The following is a 21,887-nucleotide window of genomic DNA, read 5'->3' as shown; positions in this document are numbered from 1 at the left end:
TGCGTACGGAGTGGGCCCCGCTCACAGCGTCAGCTCCGGGTGCAGCCGGTCGAGGGTCCACACCTGCTTGCGGCGCGCGGAGAGCGCGGTGAGGGCGAGGGCGCCCAGGGTGAAGGCCGTCAGGACCGCGCAGCCCTGCCAGACGGGACCGAGACCGCCGCCCGTGATGAGTCTCCGGAGCGCCTCGACGACGTAACTCATCGGCAGGAAGGGGTGGATCGCGCTGAAGAAGCCGGGACTCGTCTGAACGGGGTACGTGCCGCCCGCCGACGTCAGCTGCAGCATCAGCGCGGCGAGGACGAGGATCCGTCCGGCCGCTCCGAAGCGGGCGTTGAGCCACTGCACGATCGCCGCGAAGCACGCCGTCACCAGGAACAGGAAGCCCACCGTCCCAGCGGCCCGCTCCATCTGCAGACCGATGCCCCAGTGCAGTACGGAGAGCAGCGCCGCGGTCTGCAGCACGCCGAGGGCGGCCACCGGAAGCCACCCCGCGAGCGCGATGCGCCACGCGGAGGCGCCCGCGGCGAGCGCGCGCCGGTTGAGCGGCTGGATCAACATGTACGCCACCATCGCGCCGACCCACAGGGACAGCGGGATGAAGTAGGGGGCGAAACCGGTGCCGTAGTTGGGCGCCTTGTGCAGGGACTGGGAGGCCAGCTGCACGGGGTCGGACATGACGCCGGTGCGCTCGTCACGGTCCTTCTTGTCGTAGTCCGGGATCTTCTTGACGCCGTCGTGCAGCCCGCCGGACAGCTTCGACGAGCCGTCGGCCAGCTTGAACATGCCGCCCTTGAGGTCGTCGGCGCCGGTCTCCAGCTTGCCGATGCTCTCGTCGAGGTCGGTGGCGCCGGTCCGCGCGGTGCCGAGGCCCATGTGGATCTTCTTGGCGCCCTTGGCGACCTCGCCCGCGCCCTTGTTGAGGTCGTTGATCTGGGTGACGGCGGTGTTCAGGTCCTCGTCGAGGTGCGGGGCGCGGTCGGCGAGCGCCTGGGACTTCTTCTGCAGGGTGGCCAGGTGCTTGTCGAGCTTCTTGACGTCGCCGTTCTGGTCCTTGATCACGGTGTTCATGTCGTCCGCGATGGTCGACACGTTCTCGGCGGCCGTCTTCGCCTTCTTGAACCGTGCGCAGTGGGGGTCGGGGACGGGGGCCTTCTCGCACCGCTCGCGGTAGAAGTCGCCGATGATCCGGGAGCCGTCCCTGGCGCCCTCGGCCGCCGCGGGCGCCAGCTTGACCCAGGTGGACAGGTTGTGGCGCATCGCCTTGGAGGAGTCGGCGAGGAGCTGTGCCGTGTCCCCGATCGTCTTGCCGTTGTCCTTCAGGAAGGGCCGCACCTGGTCCGCCGTGCCATTGACCTTGTCGGCCAGCTTCTGCGTACCGTCGGCGACCTTCTTCGAACCGGTCTGGAGCCTGCCCGCGCCCTTGTCGAGCTTCTCGATGCCGCCCGCCAGCTCGCCGCTGCCGTCCTTGGCGTCCCCGAGGCCGTTCGCGAGGTCCTTGGAGCCCTTCTTCGCCTTGCCGATGCCGGTGTCCAGCTTGTCGGCGCCGTCGGCGGCCTTCTGCGTCGCCCCGTGGATGTCGGAGAACGAGATGAAGATCTTGTCGAGGAACGAGCGCGACGCCTTGGTGGACGCGGCGGAGCGCACCTCGGAGAAGACCGTCCGCGAGATCTGCCCGACGATGTAGTTGTTGGCGTCGTTCGTACGGACGCGCAGGGCGCCTGTCTCCGGGGAGTCCCCCGAACTCGACGCGATGCGCTTGCTGAAGTCCGCGGGCATCGTCAGGGACAGGTAGTACGTGCCGTTCTCGACGCCCTCGCGGGCCTCGGCGTCGGTCACCTCGTGCCACTCGAAGGTCTTGCTGTCGTGCAGCCCCTCGACGATGTTGTCGCCCGCCGCGAGCTTCTTGCCCTGCGCGGTGGCTCCCTTGTCGTCGTTGACGAGGGCCACGGGGATGCGGTCGAGGCGGCCGTAGGGGTCCCAGAAGGACCACAGGTACAGGGCGCCGTACAGCAGTGGCAGCAGCAGGAGCGCGACCAGCGCGGCGCGCGGCAGCTTCCCCCTGCCGAAGCGCCTGAGCTCAAGCGCGGCGAGCTTCGGCGAGCGCATCCGCCGTCTCCTTGTCGTCGTCGGTGCTGTCGGCGTCGGGGCGTTCGGCCGCGATGTGCGGAGCCTCTTCGGGACGGGCGCCGGTGCGGACCACGACCGCACCCTCGGGCGCCTCGCTGCACACCGCCACGACGGTCATGCCCTGCTCCGTGAGGGACGTCAGCATCGCCCAGGCCTCGGCCCGTTCGGCGTCGGAGAGCTTCAGGTCGGTGTCGTCGACGCCCAGCACGCGCGGGCGGCCGATCAGGGCCAGCGCCACGGAGAGCCGCAGCACTTCGAGCCTCTCCAGGTCGCGCACGGCGGTCCTGCGCCCCTTGGGCAGCGCCTCCATGTCGAGCCCGGCGGCGGCCAGCGCGGCCTCGACGCGCAGCCGCGTCTCGTTCCGCCGCTCGCTGCGCGGCCGCAGCAGCCCGCGCAGCGAGCCCCCGAACCGCCGCTGCAGGAGTGCGCGTTCGTGCAGGTGCTCGGCGACGGTCAGGGCCGGATCGAGGTCGGTGACGCCGGGCACGGGCCCGAGCCCGCTGATGCCGCGCACCGCGGCCAGCTGCTTCGGCAGCCGGAAGCGGCCCACGGACGCCTGGCCCTCGGTGGCACGCATACGCCCGGTCAACGCGAGCAGAAGACAGGTGCGGCCCGACCCCGAAGGGCCCTCCACCGCGATCAGCGACCCGGACTCCGCACGGAACCCGATGCCGCGGAACGCCCAGCCGCGCGGGCCCTCGAGCCCGAAGCCCTCTGCGGTGACGGCGGCTCCGCGCGCGCCGTCGGTCGGACCGTCCACAGTCCCCCCCTGCCCCTTCGTCGCACCGGGGCGCACCGCACAGCGCCACACCGGCCTTTTGAACTGACTGGTCAGTACAAAAGTAAGCCCGAACCCGCGATCGAGGCAAAGCCCCAGGTCAGAGCCGATTGTCAGTGGCGTACTCCACGATGGGCACATACGGCCACTGCGCCGTCACACGACGACAGGAGGTTCGTCATGGCCAGCACTTCCGCAGCCGCCCGCCGGCACCGCGCCGTCGGCCCTGCTCCCTCACTGACCGGCCCGGCGAGCGATGTCCACCCCGTCCTGCGCCGCGCGACCGCCCCGCCCGCCGCCCTCGAACTGCTCGCCCAGGCCCGCGCCGGACTCGACGAGGCCGCCCGCCTGGAAGCCCCCCACGAGCGCTACGCCACCGCACACCTCGCAGCCCTGCGCACCGCCGCCGCCGTCCTGGCCGCCCGCGGCCGCCCCGAGACGACCGCGCGCCGCAGGCAGCGCATCCGCAGCGCCTGGGAAGTCCTCCCCGAGATAGCCCCCGAACTGACCGAGTGGAGCGCCCTGTTCGCCTCGGGCGCCGCCCGCAGGGCCCGCGCCGAGGCGGGCATAGCGGCCGCCGCCACCGCGCGCGACGCCGACGACCTGCTGCGCGACGTCGCGATGTTCCTGCGCATCGTCGAGCGGATGCTCGTGCTCCAGCCCGTGCTGCCCCAGCCCCGGCAGGAGTCACAGGACGCGGGCCGGGAGCCGCCGGACGCGGGCTGACCGGCGCGTCCGCACGGTGGGACACGTGGCCCGGGCACCTCGGCGCAGGCAATAGGGTGGAGACATATCCGCACCCCACGCGCCGAGGAGTCACCTGCCGTGTCGGACCCGATGCGCCCCCGCGCTTCTCTTCGTACAGCTGTGGTCTGGGACGTCCTGGAGGACGCCCTCGACCGCCGGGTCAAGGCCACCGGCAAGGATGCCACCGGCGAGGAGTCGCGCACCGGACTCGACGTGCTCGACACCGGCGGCGGCAGCGGCAACTTCGCCGTGCCCGTCGCCCGGCTCGGCCACCGCGTCACGGTCGTCGACCCCAGCCCGAACGCGCTGTTCGCGCTGGAGCGCAGGGCCGCCGAAGCGGGCGTCGCCGACCGGGTCCGCGGCGTCCAGGGCGACATCCTCGGCCTCTTCGACGTCGTCGAGCGGGGCGGCTTCGACGCGGTCCTGTGCCACGGCGTCCTGGAGTACGTGGACGACCCCGCCGAGGGCGTGCGGCTCGCCGTCGACGCGCTGCGCCCCGCCGGCATCCTGAGCCTGCTCGGGGCGGGCCTCGGCGGCGCCGTGCTCGCCCGGGCCCTCGCCGGGCACTTCAAGGAGGCGCAGACCGCCCTCGCCGACCCGGCGGGCCGCTGGGGCGCGGGCGACCCCGTGCCGCGCCGCTTCACCGCCGAGCAGCTCACCGCGCTCGTCGAGGCCGCGGGCGTGCGCGTCGACGCGGTGCACGGCGTGCGGGTCTTCGCCGACCTGGTCCCCGGCGTCCTCGTGGACACCGAGCCGGGGGCCATGGAGGCCCTCCTGCAGCTGGAGGCCGCCGCGGCCGAGCTGCCCGCCTTCCACGCCGTGGCCACCCAGCTGCACGTGCTCGGTGAGGCGCGGGAGACGTCCGGGGCCTGAGCCGCTGCCGTGGCTCGCCCGCTGATCAGGGACGCAGCCGCACATGGAGTACGCCACAGGCCCCCCGAACGGGCTACGGGCGCCGTATGATCGAGGGACACCGTTCTGCATGACGGTTCGGCCGCTGGGGAATGCACGCTTCAGCGAGCCGGAGCGGAGTGAAGGTCCGGTTTGGCGAAGTTGGCGTAGAGGGGCGGGTTTCACGGGGGCGATTCCCTGCCTATCCTGAAGGGGACCCCCGGTCGCCCCGGCGACTGCACGATGAGGAGGACTCCGTGCCGCTCTCGGAGCACGAGCAGCGCATGCTCGAGCAAATGGAGCGAGCGCTGTACGCCGAAGATCCCAAGTTCGCGACAGCGCTTGAGGGAAGCGGGCTGCGCACGTACACCCGGAAGCGGGTCTACCAAGCGGTCGTGGGCTTCCTTGTGGGCATCGCCCTTCTCATGTCCGGAATGGTCGCCCAGCAGATCTGGATCAGCGTGGTGGGGTTCCTCGTCATGCTGGGCTGCGCGGTGCTCGCCGTCACCGGCTGGCGCAAAGCGCCGAAACCGGGCGAGCAGGCTTCGGGCACGGCCGCCGCGCCAGGCGGGGCCGCGGCCCCGCGGCAGGCGAGGCAGCGCCGCTCCGTCATGAACCGTATCGAGCAGCGGTGGCAGCGTCGCCGCGACGAACAGCAGGGCGGTCAGTGAGCCCGGCGGCTCACGACTGACCGAACATACGTAGGCATGCGAGAGGGGCGGCCACCCACCGGGTGGCCGCCCCTCTCGCATGTGCCCTCTCAGGCGTGCGGGTCCGGGCCCCGCACGTGCGGGGCCCGGACCTCAGCCCTCCTGGCCGGCCCGCCGCGGCAGCTTCCGCGCGAGCACCGACCACCGCTTGGCTGCCCGGTCCCGCCAGCGCTCCCCGAACGCCGTCCACCGGTCCGAGACCGCCCACACCACCCGGGCGGCCGAACGCGGCGCGAGCGTCACCCGCAGTCGCGTCAGCCGGCCCACCGAAGCGTTCAGGCCGTCCTGGACGCGCCGGACATCCTCGGCGAGACCCGCCGCGGGCTGCGGATGCGGGGCGTACAGCACCTGCTCCACCGCGGCCGCCAGCCGGTGGACGGCCTCCGCGGGACCGCTGGTCAGCTGCCCCGCGCGGACGATTCGCGCGGCGGCCTTGCGCGGGGTCTGTGACTCGTCCGGCGCAATGCCGTGGTCCCAGGCCGTGTCGGTCACTTCCAGCCAGGCGGCCAGCGTCCGCGCCGCCGCGTCCGCCGGGGTGCGCCCCCCGGATCCCAGACGCACGGCGCGGGCCCTGGTCCGCCAGAGCAGCGGCAGCAGAGGCAGCGCGAGGACGAGCAGCGCCGCCAGGGAAACGCCCACGATCATCGCGACGGGCGGTCCGTCGCCGCCGGACCCGGTCGCGATCGCCGGCGCGATGCTCGCGCAGCCGCCCTGCTTCTTCTGGTCGGGCGGGCAGGTGTCCGAGGCGGACGGCGCCGTGGAGGGCTCGGAGGAGGTGGAAGGCTCCGGGGTGTCCGGGTCGTCCGTGTCCCCGGACGGGACGTCCGCGCGGGTGTAGTCCGGCACCGTGCCGCGGCTCGGCGTCGGCTCGAAACGGGTCCAGCCCACGCCTTCGAAGTACAGCTCCGGCCAGGCGTGCGCGTCCCGCAGCCCCACCGACATCGAACCGTCCCCCTGGGCCGTGCCCGGGGTGAAGCCCACCGCGACCCGGGCCGGTATCCCCAGCGTCCGCGCCATGGAGGCCATCGCGAACGAGAAGTGGACGCAGAAGCCCTCCTTCTGCTTCAGGAACCGCTCGATCGCCGAGGGGCCGCTGCCCGCACGCACCTGCGTGTTGTACGTGAACCCGCCGTCCGAGGCGAAGTAGTCCTGGAGCTTGACCGCCTGCTCGTACGGGTTCCCGGCACCCTTGGTGACCTGCCGGGCCCGGTCCGCGACCAGCTGGGGCAGCGAGTCCGGCACCTTCGTGAACTCGCGCCGCAGATCGTCGGGCGGCTCGGGCGCGGCCGCGAGCTGCTCGGCCGTGGGCTCCACGACCAGGCTCTTCACCTTGTACTGCGCGCCCCGCGTGGTCTGGCCCCGGTCGCCGACGAGGGCGCGGCCCACCGGCTCGTACCGCCAGCGGCCGTCGATCTCCACCTGGCTCGCCGGGAACGGCATCGGCAGCCAGTTCTGCGCGTAGCTGTCGGCGGCCGCGATGTTCGTCTGGATCTCGGTCCTGCGCACGTCGGGCCGCAGGCCCTGGGGGTTCTCCAGTGGCGACGGCACGTCCTGGATGCGCCGGACGGTGGTCTTCCACGTCGTGCCGTCGAACTGGTCGAGCGAGACGATCCGCAGATACATCTCGTCGGTCGTCTCCGCGTTCGTGCGGTACGACAGGACCTCGCGGTCCTCCGGCTGGTTCAGGCTGTCCTGGAGGGCGACCAGCGGATTGACCGCCGAGATCGTCCCGCCGCCGCCCGAACCGTCGCCGCCCGCACCGCCGGAGCCGTCCAGCAGGCCGCCGTCGAGGGCGGGCAGCGCGAGCGGCACCACCAGGGCGATGCCCAGGGCGACCGCCCCGATGCGGCGCCCCGTGCGGACCGGGGCGAGCGCCCCGCCGTTGCTCTCCAGGCCGCCGCTGACCCGCCCCGGCGCGCGCGCCGCGCCACCGAAGACACGGCCCCACTGCGAGAGCCGGTCCCGGCCCTCGGCCAGGAGCAGCAGCAGATATCCGGCGGCGGCCAGCAGGAACCACAGCCATCCGGCGCCGCCGTCGGAGAGCCCCGCCGCGACCGAGTACAGGGCGAGCAGCGGAAGTCCCGCGGGCGCCGCCGTACGGAAGGTCACCGCGAGCGCGTCCACCGCGAGGCCGATCACCAGCACGCCGCCGACCAGCATCAGCCGGATGCCGTCGCTGAGGGGCGCCGGGATCATGTACTGACTGACGTCGTTGCCGCCCGCCTCCAGGAGCAGGCCGAACCGGCGGAACACGTCCGGTCCCGGCACGATCCCCGCCGGCGCCTGTTCCCGGGCGAACACCAGCGTCAGCAGGAGCAGCGACACCAGCGCCTGCACCGCCACGGTGAGGGGCCTGGCCAGCGGCACCCGCCGGGCCAGTGCGCCCACCCCGCTCTGCAGCACGAGCAGGACGATCGCCTGCAGGAACCACGTCGCCGGATCGACGAGCGGCAACAGCGAGCCCGACGCCATCAGCGTGGCCGCCGTGGCGCAGACCGCGAGCCGCGCGCCTCCGCTCATGAAAGTCCCCCCATGCTCCAAAGGTTCCCCGCGCCCGCCGCGGGTGCCGGACCCGCGGCCGCGCGGGCGTGGTCCGCCTGCCGCCACAGGTCCGCGAAGCCCGCCCCGGGCGGCACCATCAGCGCCGCCCACCCCGCTTCGCGGAGCATCTGCACGCGCGCCTCGCCGGCGCCGGACGGCAGGGCGCCGGGGCCCTGCGCCCAGGCCGCACCGTCCAGCACGAACGCGACGGCCGAGCCGCTGCGCCGGCGCATCTTGGCGACCACCGCGGCCTGCTCCTCGTCCAGGTCGCCGAGGAAGGCGACGAGGAGCCCTTCGTTCCCGCCGCGCAGCACGTCGTACGCGCGGGAGAGCCCCGCGCCGTCCGAGTGGTCGACGACCGCGAGCGTGTCCATCATCAGTCCTGCCGCGTCCGCCGACTCCTGGCTGGCCCCCGCGAAGCCGTCCGAGCCCTCACCCGGCACCGAGGCGCCCGTGTCGGTGAGGAGGCGCACCGAGAAGCCCCGTTCCAGCATGTGCACCAGGGTCGACGCCGTGCCCGACACCGCCCACTCGAAGGCCGAGTCGGGCCCCGCGCCCCGGAATCCGGCGCCCCGGGTGTCCAGGAGCACCGTGCAGCGGGCGCGCTGCGGCTGTTCCTCGCGGCGCACCATCAGCTCGCCGTAGCGCGCCGTGGAGCGCCAGTGGACGCGGCGCAGGTCGTCGCCGTGCCGGTAGCCACGCGGAATGACGTCGTCCTCACCGGCCAGGGCGAGCGAGCGGTTGCGCCCGTCGCCGTATCCCTTCGCCTCACCCGTGAGTCGCACCGGAGGCAGCGCCTCCACGCGCGGGATGACCGTCAGGGTGTCGTACGTCGAGAAGGAGCGCGTCAGCTCGCACATGCCGAACGGGTCCGTCAGGCGCAGCTGCAGCGGGCCCAGCGGATAGCGGCCGCGCAGGTCGGAGCGGACGCGGTAGGACACCTCGCGCCGCCCGCCCGCCTCCACGCGGTCGAGCACGAACCGGGGCCGCGGCCCGAGCACGTACGGCACCCGGTCCTGGAGCATGAGGAGCCCGGTGGGCAGCCGCGAGACGTTGTCCATCCGCAGATGGACGCGGGCCTCCGAGCCGGCGGGCACGCGCGCGGGGGAGAGCCTGCGGCTGCCCGCCACGCGGTACCGGGTGCGGAACAGGACGGTGGCGCACACCAGGGGCAGCACGGCGAGCAGCAGCCCGACGCGCAGCAGGTCGCTCTGGCCGAGGACGTAGGCACAGATGGCGGCGGCGACACCGGCCGCGAGGAAGGAACGTCCGCGGGTGGTCAGCCCCGCGAGAGCCGTGCGCACCCCGCCCTTCTCGCTCTCGGCCTGGCCCGCCGGCCCCCCGGCCGTCATCACAGCCTCCGGGCGCCGGGCGGCTGCTGGTTGAAGTAGGCGTTGGGGCCTGGCTGCACGGCCGCGGGCACCGGGGTGTGCTGGAGGATCTCCAGGACGACGGATTCGGCGGTACGCCGGTTCAACTGGGCCTGTGCCGTGGGCAGCAGGCGGTGTGCGAGGACCGCGACGGCCAGGGCCTGTACGTCGTCCGGGAGGGCGAACTCACGGCCGCTGAGGGCGGCGGAGGCCTTGGCGGCGCGCAGCAGGTGCAGCGTCGCGCGCGGGGAAGCCCCGAGTCTGAGGTCCGGGTGGTTGCGGGTCGCGGCGACCAGGTCCACCGCGTACCTCCGCACGGGCTCGGCCACGTGGACCGTGCGCACCGCGTCGATGAGCTTCACGATCTCGTGCGCGTGCGCCACCGGCTGGAGGTCGTCCAGGGGCGACACACCGCCGTGGATGTCGAGCATCTGCAGCTCGGCCTCCGGGCCCGGATAGCCGATCGAGACGCGCGCCATGAAGCGGTCGCGCTGCGCCTCCGGCAGGGGATAGGTCCCCTCCATCTCGACGGGGTTCTGCGTGGCCACCACCATGAAGGGGCTCGGCAGTTCGTACGTCTGACCGTCGATGGTGACCTGGCGCTCCTCCATGGACTCCAGGAGCGCGGACTGCGTCTTCGGGGACGCGCGGTTGATCTCGTCGCCGATCACGATCTGCGCGAAGATCGCACCCGGCTTGAACTCGAAGTCCCTGCGCTGCTGATCGAAGATGGACACCCCGGTGATGTCCGACGGCAGCAGATCCGGAGTGAACTGGATCCGCCGCACGGAGCAGTCGATGGACCGCGCGAGTGCCTTGGCGAGCATGGTCTTGCCCACGCCCGGCACATCCTCGATGAGCAGGTGCCCCTCCGCCAGGAGCACGGTCAGCGAAAGCCGTACGACCTCTGGCTTGCCCTCGATCACACCCTCCACCGACCTGCGGACACGCTCCGCGGTCGTGGTCAGATCTGTGAGGCTCGCTCGATCGTCATAGGTCGTCACCCGGCCCTCCTCGGCCCTTCCCCGAGCTCACGAGGAGCAGGGGATACCCCATGTCCGGGCCGGACGCTCGCGCGCACGACCCGGTCCACCCAGAATTCACCGGCAGCACGCGGGAATGGTTCCGCGTGATGCCACCCCCGCATTGTTGTTGGGCATACCGGGCCGTGTCACTCGCCTGTGGATAACTGGCGGCGATTTGTAGGACCTTGCGGCCCTTTGTCAGTCACGCCCCTTGTCGGTCACGCGGGGTCGATCTCCCGCAGCAGACCCGTCTTCACGTCGAACACAAAGCCCCGGACGTCGTCCGTGTGCAGCAGGAACGGCGAGGTCCGCACGCGCTCCATCGACTGCCGCACGTCCTGGTCCACGTCCCGGAAGGCCTCCACCGCCCAGGAGGGGCGCTGGCCGACCTCCATCTCCAGGTCGTGCCGGAACTCCTCGGTGAGGGACTCCAGGCCGCACGTGGTGTGGTGGATCAGGACCACGCTGCGGGTGCCGAGCGCGCGCTGGCTGATGGTCAGGGAGCGGATGACGTCGTCGGTGACCACGCCGCCCGCGTTGCGGATGGTGTGGCAGTCACCGAGTTCGAGACCGAGGGCGCCGTGCAGGTCGAGCCGGGCGTCCATGCACGCGACGACGGCGACCTGAAGGACGGGGCGTGCGTCCATGCCGGGGTCGGTGAACCGGGAGGCGTACTTCTCGTTGGCTTCGACCAGGCGGTCGGTGACGTCTCCGACGGTTATGGCGCCGGTCGTGTCGGGCGTGCTGCGGTCCGGGGAGGCTGCGGAAGTCGACATGGCTACGACGTTAATGCGCGCTGATCGTCCGGGCTCGCTGTGAGGAGGGACAAAGAACGTCAAAGACCTTTGTTGTGAGCTAACCCACAGGACGTCGCGAAGATGCAGCTGAACGGGTGACCCGGCCGGTGCCTGACCCCCGTCATGGACCCCGCCGCGACGCGCAGGCCGGTTGATTGACCGGGAGACACGGTGGACTAAAGTGACGCGAAGCGGGAGACGTGACCTGCTCCCCGCTGGACCGCACATCCCGGGGATTCCCAGAATCCCCCCACGTGCGCGGCGCGTACGTACGGCTCGGCCTCCTCCCGCTCCCGGTCGGCTGACGCCACTTCCCCGGCGCCAGCAGTCCATTCCCCTTCACGGAGCGGGTGGGGACCCGGCGGTGCGTACGCACGCCGCGCCGGACCTGAGAGGGCCCCTTGAGCGACAACAGCCGACACGTCCCGGTGATGCTTCAGCGGTGCCTGGACATGCTGGCCCCCGCGCTCGCCGAGCCGGGCGCCGTCGTCGTCGACTGCACCCTGGGCCTCGGCGGCCACAGCGAAGCCCTCCTCGCCACCTTCCCCGCGGTCCGCCTCGTCGCCCTGGACCGCGACAAGGAGGCGCTGCGCCTGTCCGGCGAGCGCCTCGCGCCCTACGGCGACCGGGCCACCCTCGTCCACGCGGTCTACGACGAACTCCCCGACGTACTCGACCGCCTGGACATCCCGCGCGTCCAGGGCGTCCTCTTCGACCTCGGCGTCTCCTCCATGCAGCTCGACGAGGCGGACCGCGGCTTCGCGTACGCCCAGGACGCCCCCCTCGACATGCGCATGGACCAGACGACCGGGGTCAGCGCCGCCGAGGTCCTCAACACCTACCCGCCGGGCGAACTGGTGCGGATCCTGCGGGCGTACGGCGAGGAGAAGCAGGCCAAGCGCATCGTGAGCGCCGTCGTGCGCGAGCGCGAGAAGGAGCCGTTCAGCAACAGCGCACGGCTCGTCGAGCTCATCCGCGACTCCCTGCCGCAGGCCGCCAAGCGCACCGGCGGCAACCCCGCCAAGCGCACCTTCCAGGCCCTGCGCATCGAGGTCAACGGCGAGCTGAGCGTCCTGGAGCGGGCCGTCCCCGCGGCCGTGAAGTCGCTCGCCGTCGGCGGCAGGATCGCCGTCCTCTCGTACCACTCGCTGGAGGACCGCCTCGTCAAGCAGGTGTTCGCGGCCGGCGCCGCCACGACCGCGCCGCCCGGCCTGCCCGTCGTCCCCGAGCGCTACCAGCCGCGGCTCAAGCTCCTGACCCGAGGTGCCGAACTCCCCACCGAGGAAGAGGTCGCCGAGAACCGCAGGGCGGCACCGGCCCGGCTGCGGGGCGCCCAGCGCATCCGCGAGGACGTCGGATAGCCGCTGTCCCGCGCAGAACCCGCTGATCGTCAGGCCGCGAGGAGGCTCCATGAGCAAGAAGCCCGAGCTGCGGGGGAGGGCCGCCCGCCTCGCGCGGCTGCTGCCCCAGGGCCCGAGCCAGGCCGCACGGACCCCCTTCGTGCTCCTCGTCGTCCTGCTCCTCGGCGGCGGCCTGATCGCGCTGCTGATCCTGAACTCCTCCCTCAACGAGGGCTCCTTCCAGCTGAGCGAGCTGAAGAAGGAGACCAAGGACCTCACCGAGGAGAAGCAGGAGCTCCAGCGCGAGGTCGACGGCTACGCCGCCCCCGACGCCCTGCAGCGCCGCGCCCAGGAACTCGGCATGGTCCCCGGCGGCGACCCGGCCTTCCTGAACCCCGACGGCACCGTGCGCGGCGTCCCCGGCACCGCGGCCCGCCCCTCCTCCCTTTCGTACCCCGCGCCCCGCCCGCAGGAGGTCGCGTCCCCCGCCGCCTCCGTCTCCGTCCCGGTCACGCCCCCGGCGTCCCCCGCCGCCCCGGACCCCGCCGCACCGGCCTCCGCCACACCACCGCCCGCGCAGCCCGCCGAGACGCCCGCTGCCCAGGCCCCCACGACTCCCCGGCCCACGACGACCTCCGGCAGGTGACGCAAGTGTCCGACAGGGAACCCCCGCGGCGCCGGGTGCCAGGACCCGCGAGGCCCGTCAGGCCCGCCCGGCCCGGCGCGCCCCGACGGCCTGCCCAGGGCGGCCGCCCCGCCGCCCGCCGCCCCGCCGCCAAGGGAAAGGCCAAGGCCCGCACCATCCGCCTCGGCAGCCCCCGGCCGCGCCTGCGCATGGTCAGCCTCGGCCTCACCCTGGTGATGCTGGCCTTCGTCGTACGGCTGCTGCAGGTACAGGCCGTCGACGCGAGCGCGTACGCCGCCAAGGCCGAGAAGAACCGCTACTTCACCCACACCCTCGCCGCCGAACGCGGACGCATCACCGACCGCGGCGGCGTCGAGCTGGCCGCCAGCGTCGACGCGTACGACATCACGGCCGACCCCACGCTCTTCGCGCCCAAGGAGGCCAAGACCAAGGACGCGCCCGAACAGGCCGCCGCGCTCCTGGCCCCCATCCTCGGCAAGGACGCCGCCGAGCTCACCAAGAAGCTCAAGACCCCCGACACCCGCTACGTCCTGCTCGCCCGCCGCCAGACCCCCCAGGTGTGGAAGCAGATCAAGGACCTGCGCGGCGCGCTCGCCGAGCGGGCGGGCACCGACCCGGCCTCCCCGAACGTCCTCGCCGGCGTCCTCGCCGACCCGAGCAGCAAACGGGTCTACCCGAACGACGAGCTGGGCGCCGGGATACTGGGCTGGGTCAACTCCGACGGCAAGGGCGCGGGCGGCCTGGAGGCACAGCTCGACAAGCAGCTGGCGGGCGAGGACGGCAAGATCCGCTACGCCCAGTCCGGCGGCCGCCAGGTGCCGACCGCGGGCTCCACGGAGACGCCCGCCGTGCCCGGCTCCGACGTCGAGCTCACCATCGACCGCGACATCCAGTGGGCCGCGCAGAACGCGATCAGCGAGCAGGTCAAGAAGTCCAAGGCGGACCGCGGCTACGTGATAGTGCAGGACACCCGCACCGGCGAGGTCCTCGCCATGGCCAACGCCCCCGGCTTCGACCCGAACGACCTCTCCCAGGCCAACGGCGCGGCCCTCGGCAACGCCGCCCTCCAGGACGCGTACGAACCCGGGTCCACCGCCAAGGTCATGTCGATGGCCGCCGTCCTGGAGGAGGAGGCGGCGACGCCCGGCACGCACGTGACGGTGCCCAACCGGCTGCACCGCGGCGACCGGCTCTTCCAGGACGACATCGACCACCCCACCTGGCACCTGACGCTCAACGGCGTCCTCGCCAAGTCGTCCAACATCGGCACGATCCTCGCCACCGGGGAACTGGGCAAGACACAGAAGGACGTCAACAAGGTCCTCTACAAGTACCTGCGCGACTTCGGCCTCGGCAAGGAATCCGGGCTCGACTTCCCCGGCGAGACGTCCGGCATCCTCGCGCGCCCGTCCAAGTGGTCCACGTCGCAGCAGTTCACGATCCCGTTCGGCCAGGGCTTCTCCCTCAACGCCATGCAGGCCGCCTCCGTCTACTCGACCATCGCCAACGGCGGCGTCCGCGTCGAGCCCACCCTGGTGCGCGGCACGAAGGGCCCCGACGGCCGCTTCACGCCGGCGCCCAGACCGAAGAAGAACCGGGTCGTCAGCGAGAAGACCGCGAAGACCGTGGCGCAGATGCTGGAGTCCGTCGTCGACGACGAGGAGGGCACCGGCACCAAGGCCCGCATCCCGGGCTACCGCGTCGCGGGCAAGACCGGTACGGCCAACCGGGTCGATCCCGAGACCGGCCGCTACAAGGGCTACACCTCGTCGTTCGCCGGCTTCGCGCCCGCCGACAAGCCGCGCGTCACGGTCTACTGCGCGATCCAGAACGCCACCAAGGGCAGCTACTTCGGCGGCCAGATCTGCGGCCCCATCTACAAGGAAGTCATGGAGTTCGCCCTCAAGACGCTCCAAGTCCCGCCCACAGGAAGCGGCCCGGCCCGTCTGCCGGTGACCTTCAAGCCCTGAGACCGACCAGGAACCACCCGTGACAACGATCACCCCCGACCCGGGGAACCGCCCCCCGGCGCGCCCCTCACTTCGCTCCGAGAGGGGTACGCCCGGTACGCTCACCGCCGTGCCACACGCTGATCAGTCCCAAACCACCCAGAAGGGCGCTCCCGTGACCTATCCGGGACCGCCGCGGCCGGACCGGGTCTCGCCGACCTCGCTGACCGAGCTCGCAGGCCGGCTGGGCGTCGCCGACCCGGGCAGCGCGCAGATCACGGGCATCACGCACGACTCGCGCGCAGTCCGCCCCGGCGACATCTACGCCGCGCTGCCGGGTGCCCGCATGCACGGCGCCGACTTCGTCGCGCAGGCCGCGGACCTCGGCGCCGCCGCGGTGCTCACCGACCCGACGGGCGCCGAGCGCGCGGCCGCCACCGGCCTGCCGGTCCTGGTCGTCGACGACCCGCGCGGCAGCATGGGCGAGCTCGCGGCGACGGTCTACGGCCACCCAGGCCGTGACCTCCTGCAGATCGGCATCACCGGCACGTCCGGCAAGACCACGACCGCGTACCTCATCGAGGGCGGCCTCAAGGGCGTGCGCTCGACGGGGCTCATCGGCACGGTCGAGATGCGCATCGGCGACGAGCGCATCAAGTCCGAGCGGACGACCCCCGAAGCCACCGACCTCCAGGCGCTTTTCGCGGTGATGCGCGAGCGCGGGGTCGAGGCGGTCGCCATGGAGGTCTCCAGCCACGCGCTGGTGCTGGGCCGGGTGGACGGCTGCGTCTTCGACGTCGCCGTCTTCAACAACCTCAGCCCGGAGCACATGGAGTTCCACGACGGCATGGAGGACTACTTCCAGGCCAAGGCGCAGCTGTTCACCGAGCGCCGCTCGCGCGTCGGCGTGGTCAACTTCGACGACGAGTACGGGCGCAGGCTCATCACCGAGTCGGAGGTGCCCGTCACCACCTTCTCCGCCGAGGGCCACCCCGACGCCGACTGGCGCGCCGAGGACGTCGAGGTCGGGCCGCTCGACTCGACGTTCGTCGCCGTCGGCCCCAAGGGCGAGCGGATCACCGCCAAGTCGCCGCTCGCGGGCCCCTTCAACGTCGCCAACACCCTCGCCGCGATCGTCTCGCTGGCCGTCGCGGGGATCGACCCGCAGCAGGCCGCCGACGGCGTCGCCGCGGTGCCCGGCGTCCCCGGCCGCCTGGAGCGCATCGACGAGGGCCAGCCCTACCTCGCCGTCGTCGACTACGCCCACAAGACGGACGCCGTCGAATCGGTCCTGCGCGCCCTGCGCAAGGTCACCGAGGGCAAGCTGCACATCGTGCTCGGCTGCGGCGGCGACCGCGACAAGACCAAGCGGATGCCGATGGGCGCGGCCGCGGCCCGCCTCGCCGACACCGCCGTACTGACATCGGACAACCCGCGTGGCGAGGACCCCCTCGCGATCCTCGCCACGATGCTCGCAGGCGCCGCCGACGTGCCGGCCCACGAACGCGGCGACGTGGCCGTCTTCGAGGACCGGGCCGCCGCCATCCGCGCCGCCGTCGTCCGCGCGAAGCCGGGCGACACCGTCCTGGTCGCGGGCAAGGGCCACGAGCAGGGACAGGACATCGCCGGGGTGGTGCGTCCCTTCGACGACCGCCAGGTGCTTCGCGAAGCTATCCAGCAAACCCAGGGATGAAGTTGTGATCGCCCTCTCCCTCGCCGAGATCGCCACCGTCGTCGGCGGGCAGACGTACGACATACCGGATCCGGCCGTCCAGGTCACCGGACCCGTCGTCCGGGACTCCCGTGAGGTGGAGCCCGGCAGCCTCTTCGTCGCCTTCGTCGGCGAGCGCGTCGACGGCCACGACTACGCGGCCGACGTGGTCGCCGCGGGCGCGGTCGCCGTGCTCGCGTCGCGGCCCGTCGGCGTGCCCGCCGTCGTCGTCGACGACGTGCAGGCGGCCCTCGGAGCCCTTGCGCGCCACGTCGTGGAGCGGCTCGGCGCCACCCTCGTGGCGCTGACGGGCTCGGTCGGCAAGACCAGCTCCAAGGACCTCCTCGCGCAGGTGCTCCAGCGCAAGGCGCCCACCGTCTTCACGCCGGGCTCGTTCAACAACGAGATCGGCCTGCCGCTCACCGCGCTCAGCGCCACCGACGAGACGCGCTACCTCATCCTGGAGATGGGAGCGCGCGGAATCGGCCACATCCGGTACCTCACCGGACTCACCCCGCCGAAGATCGGGCTCGTCCTGAACGTCGGCACCGCCCACATCGGCGAGTTCGGCGGCCGCGAGCAGATCGCGGTCGCGAAGGGTGAGCTGGTCGAGTCGCTGCCCGCGGACGGTGCCGCGATCCTCAACGCCGACGACCCGCTCGTCCGCGCCATGGCTTCCCGCACGAAGGCCCGCGTCCTCCTCTTCGGGGAGTCCGACGACGCCGACGTACGGGCGGAAAATGTCCGGCTCACAGAGAACGGACAGCCCGCTTTTACGCTGCACACACCCTCCGGGTGCAGCGACGTGACCTTGCGGCTGTACGGTGAGCACCACGTGTCGAACGCGCTTGCCGCGGCCGCCGTCGCCCATGAGCTGGGCATGTCCGTGGACGAGATCGCCCTCGCGCTCTCCGAGGCGGGCACGCTGTCCCGCTGGCGGATGGAGGTCACCGAGCGCCCGGACGGCGTGACGGTCGTCAACGACGCCTACAACGCGAACCCCGAGTCCATGCGAGCCGCCCTGCGCGCGCTCGTGGCCATGGGCAAGGGACGTCGTACGTGGGCGGTGCTCGGTCACATGGCCGAGCTCGGGGACGAGGGGCTCGCCGAGCACGACGCGGTCGGACGCCTTGCCGTCCGGCTCAACGTGAGCAAGCTCGTGGCAGTCGGGGGCAGGGAAGCGTCCTGGCTCCAACTGGGCGCATACAACGAGGGTTCGTGGGGTGAGGAGTCGGTGCACGTGTCCGACGCACAGGCGGCGATCGACCTGCTGCGCAATGAACTGCGCCCAGGTGACGTCGTGCTGGTGAAGGCGTCCAGATCGGTCGGTCTCGAGAAGGTCGCCACGGCGCTTCTCGACGACGCCGCGGTGTCTTCCGAGGGGCAGGTCTCCGGCCGATGAGGCAGATCCTCTTCGCGGGTGTGATCGGGCTCTTCCTGACCCTGGTCGGTACGCCGCTGCTGATCAAGCTCCTGGCCCGCAAGGGCTACGGCCAGTTCATCCGGGACGACGGCCCGCGCGAGCACCACAGCAAGCGCGGTACGCCGACCATGGGTGGTATCGCCTTCATCCTGGCCACGCTCATCGCGTACTTCCTCACGAAGGTCATCACCGGCACGGAGACCACGCTCTCCGGCCTCCTGGTGCTCTTCCTGATGGCGGGCATGGGCCTCGTCGGCTTCCTCGACGACTACATCAAGATCGTCAAGCAGCGCTCGCTCGGTCTGCGCGCCAAGGCGAAGATGGCCGGTCAGCTGATCGTCGGCATCGGCTTCGCCGTGCTCGCGCTGAACTGGCCGGACAACCGCAACCAGACCCCGGCCTCCACCAAGCTGTCGTTCGTCACGGACTTCGGCTGGTCGATCGGCCCGGTCCTGTTCGTGGTCTGGGCGCTGTTCATGATCCTCGCGATGTCGAACGGCGTGAACCTCACCGACGGTCTGGACGGCCTCGCCACCGGCGCCTCCGTGATGGTCTTCGGCGCCTACACGTTCATCGGCGTCTGGCAGTACCAGGAGTCCTGCGCCAACGCGGTCACCCTGACCAACCCCCAGGCGTGCTTCGAGGTGAGGGACCCGCTCGACCTCGCGGTGGTCGCCTCCGCGCTCATGGGCGCCTGCTTCGGCTTCCTGTGGTGGAACACCTCGCCCGCCAAGATCTTCATGGGTGACACCGGCTCGCTGGCTCTCGGCGGCGCGCTCGCCGGCCTCGCGATCTGCTCCCGCACGGAGCTGCTCCTCGCGCTCCTCGGCGGCCTCTTCGTGATGATCACCATGTCGGTCGTCATCCAGGTCGGCTCGTTCAAGCTGACCGGCAAGCGCGTCTTCCGCATGGCACCCCTCCAGCACCACTTCGAACTCAAGGGGTGGTCCGAGGTCCTTGTGGTGGTCCGCTTCTGGATCATCCAGGGCATGTGCGTGATCGTCGGTCTCGGACTCTTCTACGCGGGATGGGCAGCTGAAAAGTGACCACTGTGTCCGAGTGGCAGGGCAAGAACATCACCGTCGCCGGTCTCGGCGTGAGCGGCATCAGCGCCGCCCGCGCCCTGGCCGGCCTCGGCGCGACGGTCACCGTCGTGGACGGCGGCTCCTCGGAGGCGCACAAGGAGCGCGCCGCCTCCCTGGAGGGCGAGGGCATCTCCGTACGCCTTGGAGACGCGCAGACGCTTCCCGCGGGCACCGACCTCGTGGTCACCTCGCCCGGCTGGAAGCCCTCCTCACCGCTCTTCGCGGCGGCCGCGGACGCGGGCGTGGACGTCGTCGGCGACGTCGAGATCGCCTGGCGCCTGCGCGGCCCCGACGCGGCACCCTGGCTCGCCATCACGGGCACCAACGGCAAGACCACGACCACCCAGATGCTCGCCTCGATCCTGACGGCGGGCGGCCTGCGCACGGCGGCCGTCGGCAACATCGGCACCCCGATCGTGGACGTCATCCTGGAGGGCGACGACGCGTACGACGTGCTCGCCGTCGAGCTCTCCTCGTACCAGCTGCACTGGGCGCCCTCGGTACGCGCCCACTCCGCGGCGGTCCTCAACCTCGCGCCGGACCACCTGGACTGGCACGGCTCCATGGAGGCGTACAGCGCCGACAAGGGGCGCGTTTACGAGGGCAACACGATCGCCTGCGTCTACAACGTCGCCGACAGGGCCACCGAGGACCTGGTCCGCGACGCCGACGTCGAGGAGGGTTGCCGCGCCATCGGTTTCACGCTGAATGCGCCCGCGCCCTCGCAACTGGGAGTCGTGGACGGCATCCTGGTCGACCGTGCCTTCGTGCCGGACCGCCAGAAGCAGGCCCAGGAGCTCGCCGAGGTCTCGGACGTCCAGCCGCCCGCGCCGCACAACATCGCCAACGCGCTGGCCGCGGCGGCCCTCGCCCGCGCCTTCGGCGTGCAGGCGACGGCCGTCCGGGACGGGCTGCGGGCCTTCCGCCCGGACGCCCACCGCATCGAACACGTCGCCGACGTCGAGGGCGTCGCGTACGTCGACGACTCCAAGGCCACCAACACCCACGCCGCCGAGGCGTCGTTGGCGGCGTACGAGTCGATCGTCTGGATCGCGGGCGGCCTCGCCAAGGGCGCCACCTTCGACGGACTCGTCGAGAACGCGGCGAAGCGGCTGCGCGGCGCCGTCCTCATCGGCGCCGACCGCGCGCTGATCCGGGAAGCCCTCGCGCGACACGCGCCCGAGGTCCCGGTCGTCGACCTCGACCGGACCGACACTGGTGCGATGTCCGAGGCGGTACGCCGGGCGGCGGATCTTGCCCAGCCGGGGGACACCGTGCTGATGGCTCCGGCCTGTGCGTCGATGGACATGTTCACCAACTACAACAAGCGTGGTGAAGCGTTCGCGGACGCCGTCCGCGAGCTCGGCTCCACGAGCGCCTGACCGGGCTTTCCGCCCGGCGGGGCGCCGGGCACACCCTTGGGAGGGGAACGTGGCCAGGTCTTCCGTGCGGGTCGCGAGGCGACCGGCTCCGGTACGCGCCAGAGGAGCCTCCCAGCCTCCGGGCGAGAGCGGGCCGAGGCGGCTCTACAACAGGGCACGCAAGGCCTGGGACAGGCCGCTCACCGCGTACTACCTGATTTTCGGCAGCAGCCTGCTCATCACCGTCCTCGGCCTGGTGATGGTCTACTCGGCCTCGATGATCCAGGCGCTGCAGCTGAACCTGCCCGCGTCGTACTTCTTCCGCAAGCAGTTCGTGGCCGCCGTCCTCGGCACCGTCCTGCTCCTGGTCGCCATGCGGATGCCGATCAAACTGCACCGGGCGCTCGCCTACCCGATCCTCGCGGTGACCGTCTTCCTGATGGCCCTCGTGCAGATCCCGGGCATAGGGCGCAGCGTCAACGGCAACCAGAACTGGATCTACCTGGGCGGCCCGTTCCAGCTCCAGCCCAGCGAGTTCGGCAAGCTCGCCCTGGTCCTGTGGGGTGCCGACCTGCTCGCGCGCAAGCACGACAAACGGCTCCTCGCCCAGTGGAAGCACATGCTGGTCCCGCTCGTCCCCGTCGCCTTCATGCTGCTCGGACTCATCATGCTCGGCGGCGACATGGGCACGGCGATCATCCTCACCGCGATCCTCTTCGGGCTGCTCTGGCTGGCCGGAGCGCCCACCCGGCTCTTCGCGGGGGTGCTCAGCATCGCGGCGGTCCTCGGTGTGATCCTCATCAAGACCAGCCCCAACCGCATGGCCAGGCTCGGCTGCATCGGCGCCACGGATCCGGGCCCCGGCGACCAGTGCTGGCAGGCCGTGCACGGCATCTACGCCTTGGCCTCCGGCGGATTCTTCGGTTCCGGACTCGGCGCGAGTGTGGAAAAATGGGGTCAACTGCCGGAACCGCACACCGACTTCATCTTCGCCATCACCGGGGAGGAACTCGGCCTGGCAGGGACACTGTCGGTGCTCGCCCTGTTCGCGGCTCTAGGCTATGCGGGTATCCGCGTGGCCGGACGCACGGAGGACCCCTTCGTACGGTATGCCGCGGGAGGCGTGACCACCTGGATCACGGCGCAGGCCGTGATCAACGTCGGTGCGGTGCTCGGTCTGCTGCCGATCGCCGGTGTCCCGCTCCCGCTGTTCTCCTACGGGGGTTCGGCCCTGCTGCCGACCATGTTCGCCATCGGACTCCTGATCGCCTTCGCGCGGTCGGACCCGGCGGCGAAGGCGGCCCTGGCCATGCGGCAACCTCGGGTGAGATGGAACACGATGCGACGGCGCGTCAAGGCGCGTTCGTCCGGAGAGCGGTGAATTTC

General features: G+C 71.9%; 17 protein-coding genes. 11 read left to right on the top strand and 6 right to left on the bottom strand.

Annotated elements, in window-relative coordinates; translation table 11 throughout:
• Positions 1 to 21: 21 nt before the first annotated feature.
• Both DEJ49_RS09075 and DEJ49_RS09070 read right to left on the bottom strand, forming a co-directional pair.
• Positions 22 to 2,106 (bottom strand): YhgE/Pip family protein, encoded by a 2,085-nt coding sequence (locus tag DEJ49_RS09075; RefSeq protein ID WP_150183652.1) that lies wholly within the window; start codon positions 2,104 to 2,106, stop codon positions 22 to 24.
• Positions 2,078 to 2,887 (bottom strand): ATP-binding cassette domain-containing protein, encoded by an 810-nt coding sequence (locus DEJ49_RS09070; protein WP_150183651.1) that lies wholly within the window; start codon positions 2,885 to 2,887, stop codon positions 2,078 to 2,080. The genes DEJ49_RS09075 and DEJ49_RS09070 overlap by 29 nt, the downstream gene beginning before the upstream one ends.
• 198 nt (positions 2,888 to 3,085) lie before the next feature.
• Here DEJ49_RS09070 and DEJ49_RS09065 point away from each other — a divergent pair, with 198 nt between their 5' ends.
• The 3 genes from DEJ49_RS09065 (at position 3,086) to DEJ49_RS09055 (ending at position 5,214) form a co-directional block, all read left to right on the top strand.
• Positions 3,086 to 3,631: an SAV_6107 family HEPN domain-containing protein gene (locus DEJ49_RS09065; RefSeq protein WP_150183650.1), complete on the top strand. Its 546-nt coding sequence runs from the start codon at positions 3,086 to 3,088 to the stop codon at positions 3,629 to 3,631.
• Positions 3,632 to 3,730: 99 nt separating this feature from the next.
• Positions 3,731 to 4,525, top strand: a complete 795-nt coding sequence (locus DEJ49_RS09060; RefSeq protein ID WP_150183649.1) for a methyltransferase — start codon at positions 3,731 to 3,733, stop codon at positions 4,523 to 4,525.
• Between the two features lie 275 nt (positions 4,526 to 4,800).
• Entirely contained in the window at positions 4,801 to 5,214 is a 414-nt protein-coding gene (locus DEJ49_RS09055; protein ID WP_150166839.1) for a DUF3040 domain-containing protein, read from the top strand.
• Positions 5,215 to 5,346: 132 nt separating this feature from the next.
• On the opposite strand, the gene DEJ49_RS09050 is transcribed toward DEJ49_RS09055, so the two are convergent.
• The 4 genes from DEJ49_RS09050 to DEJ49_RS09035 all read right to left on the bottom strand — a co-directional run bounded on the left by DEJ49_RS09050 (position 5,347) and on the right by DEJ49_RS09035 (position 10,965).
• A complete protein-coding gene (locus DEJ49_RS09050; protein WP_150183648.1) occupies positions 5,347 to 7,773 on the bottom strand; it encodes a DUF3488 and DUF4129 domain-containing transglutaminase family protein in 2,427 nt (808 codons plus the stop codon).
• A complete protein-coding gene (locus DEJ49_RS09045; protein ID WP_150183647.1) occupies positions 7,770 to 9,146 on the bottom strand; it encodes a DUF58 domain-containing protein in 1,377 nt (458 codons plus the stop codon). Before DEJ49_RS09045 ends, DEJ49_RS09050 begins: the two co-directional genes overlap by 4 nt.
• Positions 9,146 to 10,168, bottom strand: a complete 1,023-nt coding sequence (locus DEJ49_RS09040) for an AAA family ATPase (protein WP_150183646.1) — start codon at positions 10,166 to 10,168, stop codon at positions 9,146 to 9,148. Before DEJ49_RS09040 ends, DEJ49_RS09045 begins: the two co-directional genes overlap by 1 nt.
• A 239-nt stretch (positions 10,169 to 10,407) precedes the next feature.
• Positions 10,408 to 10,965: a beta-class carbonic anhydrase gene (locus DEJ49_RS09035; protein WP_190329299.1), complete on the bottom strand. Its 558-nt coding sequence runs from the start codon at positions 10,963 to 10,965 to the stop codon at positions 10,408 to 10,410.
• 422 nt (positions 10,966 to 11,387) lie between these two features.
• On the opposite strand from DEJ49_RS09035, the gene rsmH reads away from it, so the two are divergent.
• From rsmH to ftsW, 8 genes are all read left to right on the top strand, one after another.
• Positions 11,388 to 12,347 carry a 16S rRNA (cytosine(1402)-N(4))-methyltransferase RsmH gene (rsmH, locus tag DEJ49_RS09030; protein WP_150183644.1) on the top strand — a complete coding sequence of 320 codons (960 nt, stop codon included), beginning with the start codon at positions 11,388 to 11,390 and terminating at the stop codon, positions 12,345 to 12,347.
• Between the two features lie 49 nt (positions 12,348 to 12,396).
• Entirely contained in the window at positions 12,397 to 12,972 is a 576-nt protein-coding gene (locus DEJ49_RS35905; RefSeq protein WP_190329298.1) for a septum formation initiator family protein, read from the top strand.
• 5 nt (positions 12,973 to 12,977) lie between these two features.
• Positions 12,978 to 14,942 (top strand): peptidoglycan D,D-transpeptidase FtsI family protein, encoded by a 1,965-nt coding sequence (locus DEJ49_RS09025; RefSeq protein ID WP_317850445.1) that lies wholly within the window; start codon positions 12,978 to 12,980, stop codon positions 14,940 to 14,942.
• 19 nt (positions 14,943 to 14,961) lie between these two features.
• On the top strand, positions 14,962 to 16,614 hold the full coding sequence (locus DEJ49_RS09020; RefSeq protein WP_150183642.1) for a UDP-N-acetylmuramoyl-L-alanyl-D-glutamate--2,6-diaminopimelate ligase: 1,653 nt from the start codon (positions 14,962 to 14,964) through the stop codon (positions 16,612 to 16,614).
• Positions 16,615 to 16,618: 4 nt separating this feature from the next.
• Entirely contained in the window at positions 16,619 to 18,034 is a 1,416-nt protein-coding gene (locus tag DEJ49_RS09015; RefSeq protein WP_150183641.1) for a UDP-N-acetylmuramoyl-tripeptide--D-alanyl-D-alanine ligase, read from the top strand.
• Positions 18,031 to 19,101 (top strand): phospho-N-acetylmuramoyl-pentapeptide-transferase, encoded by a 1,071-nt coding sequence (gene mraY / locus DEJ49_RS09010; RefSeq protein WP_055565239.1) that lies wholly within the window; start codon positions 18,031 to 18,033, stop codon positions 19,099 to 19,101. Before DEJ49_RS09015 ends, mraY begins: the two co-directional genes overlap by 4 nt.
• A gap of 5 nt (positions 19,102 to 19,106) precedes the next feature.
• Positions 19,107 to 20,522, top strand: coding sequence for a UDP-N-acetylmuramoyl-L-alanine--D-glutamate ligase (murD, locus tag DEJ49_RS09005; RefSeq protein ID WP_190329581.1), 1,416 nt, complete (start codon positions 19,107 to 19,109; stop codon positions 20,520 to 20,522).
• A 64-nt stretch (positions 20,523 to 20,586) separates the two neighbouring features.
• Positions 20,587 to 21,882, top strand: a complete 1,296-nt coding sequence (gene ftsW / locus DEJ49_RS09000; RefSeq protein WP_411757233.1) for a putative lipid II flippase FtsW — start codon at positions 20,587 to 20,589, stop codon at positions 21,880 to 21,882.
• The last annotated feature ends 5 nt before the right edge of the window (positions 21,883 to 21,887 follow it).

Source organism: Streptomyces venezuelae, assembly GCF_008642335.1.
Classification (GTDB): Bacteria; Actinomycetota; Actinomycetes; order Streptomycetales; family Streptomycetaceae; genus Streptomyces; species Streptomyces venezuelae_F.
This window is presented reverse-complemented; position numbering and strand designations above follow the sequence as displayed.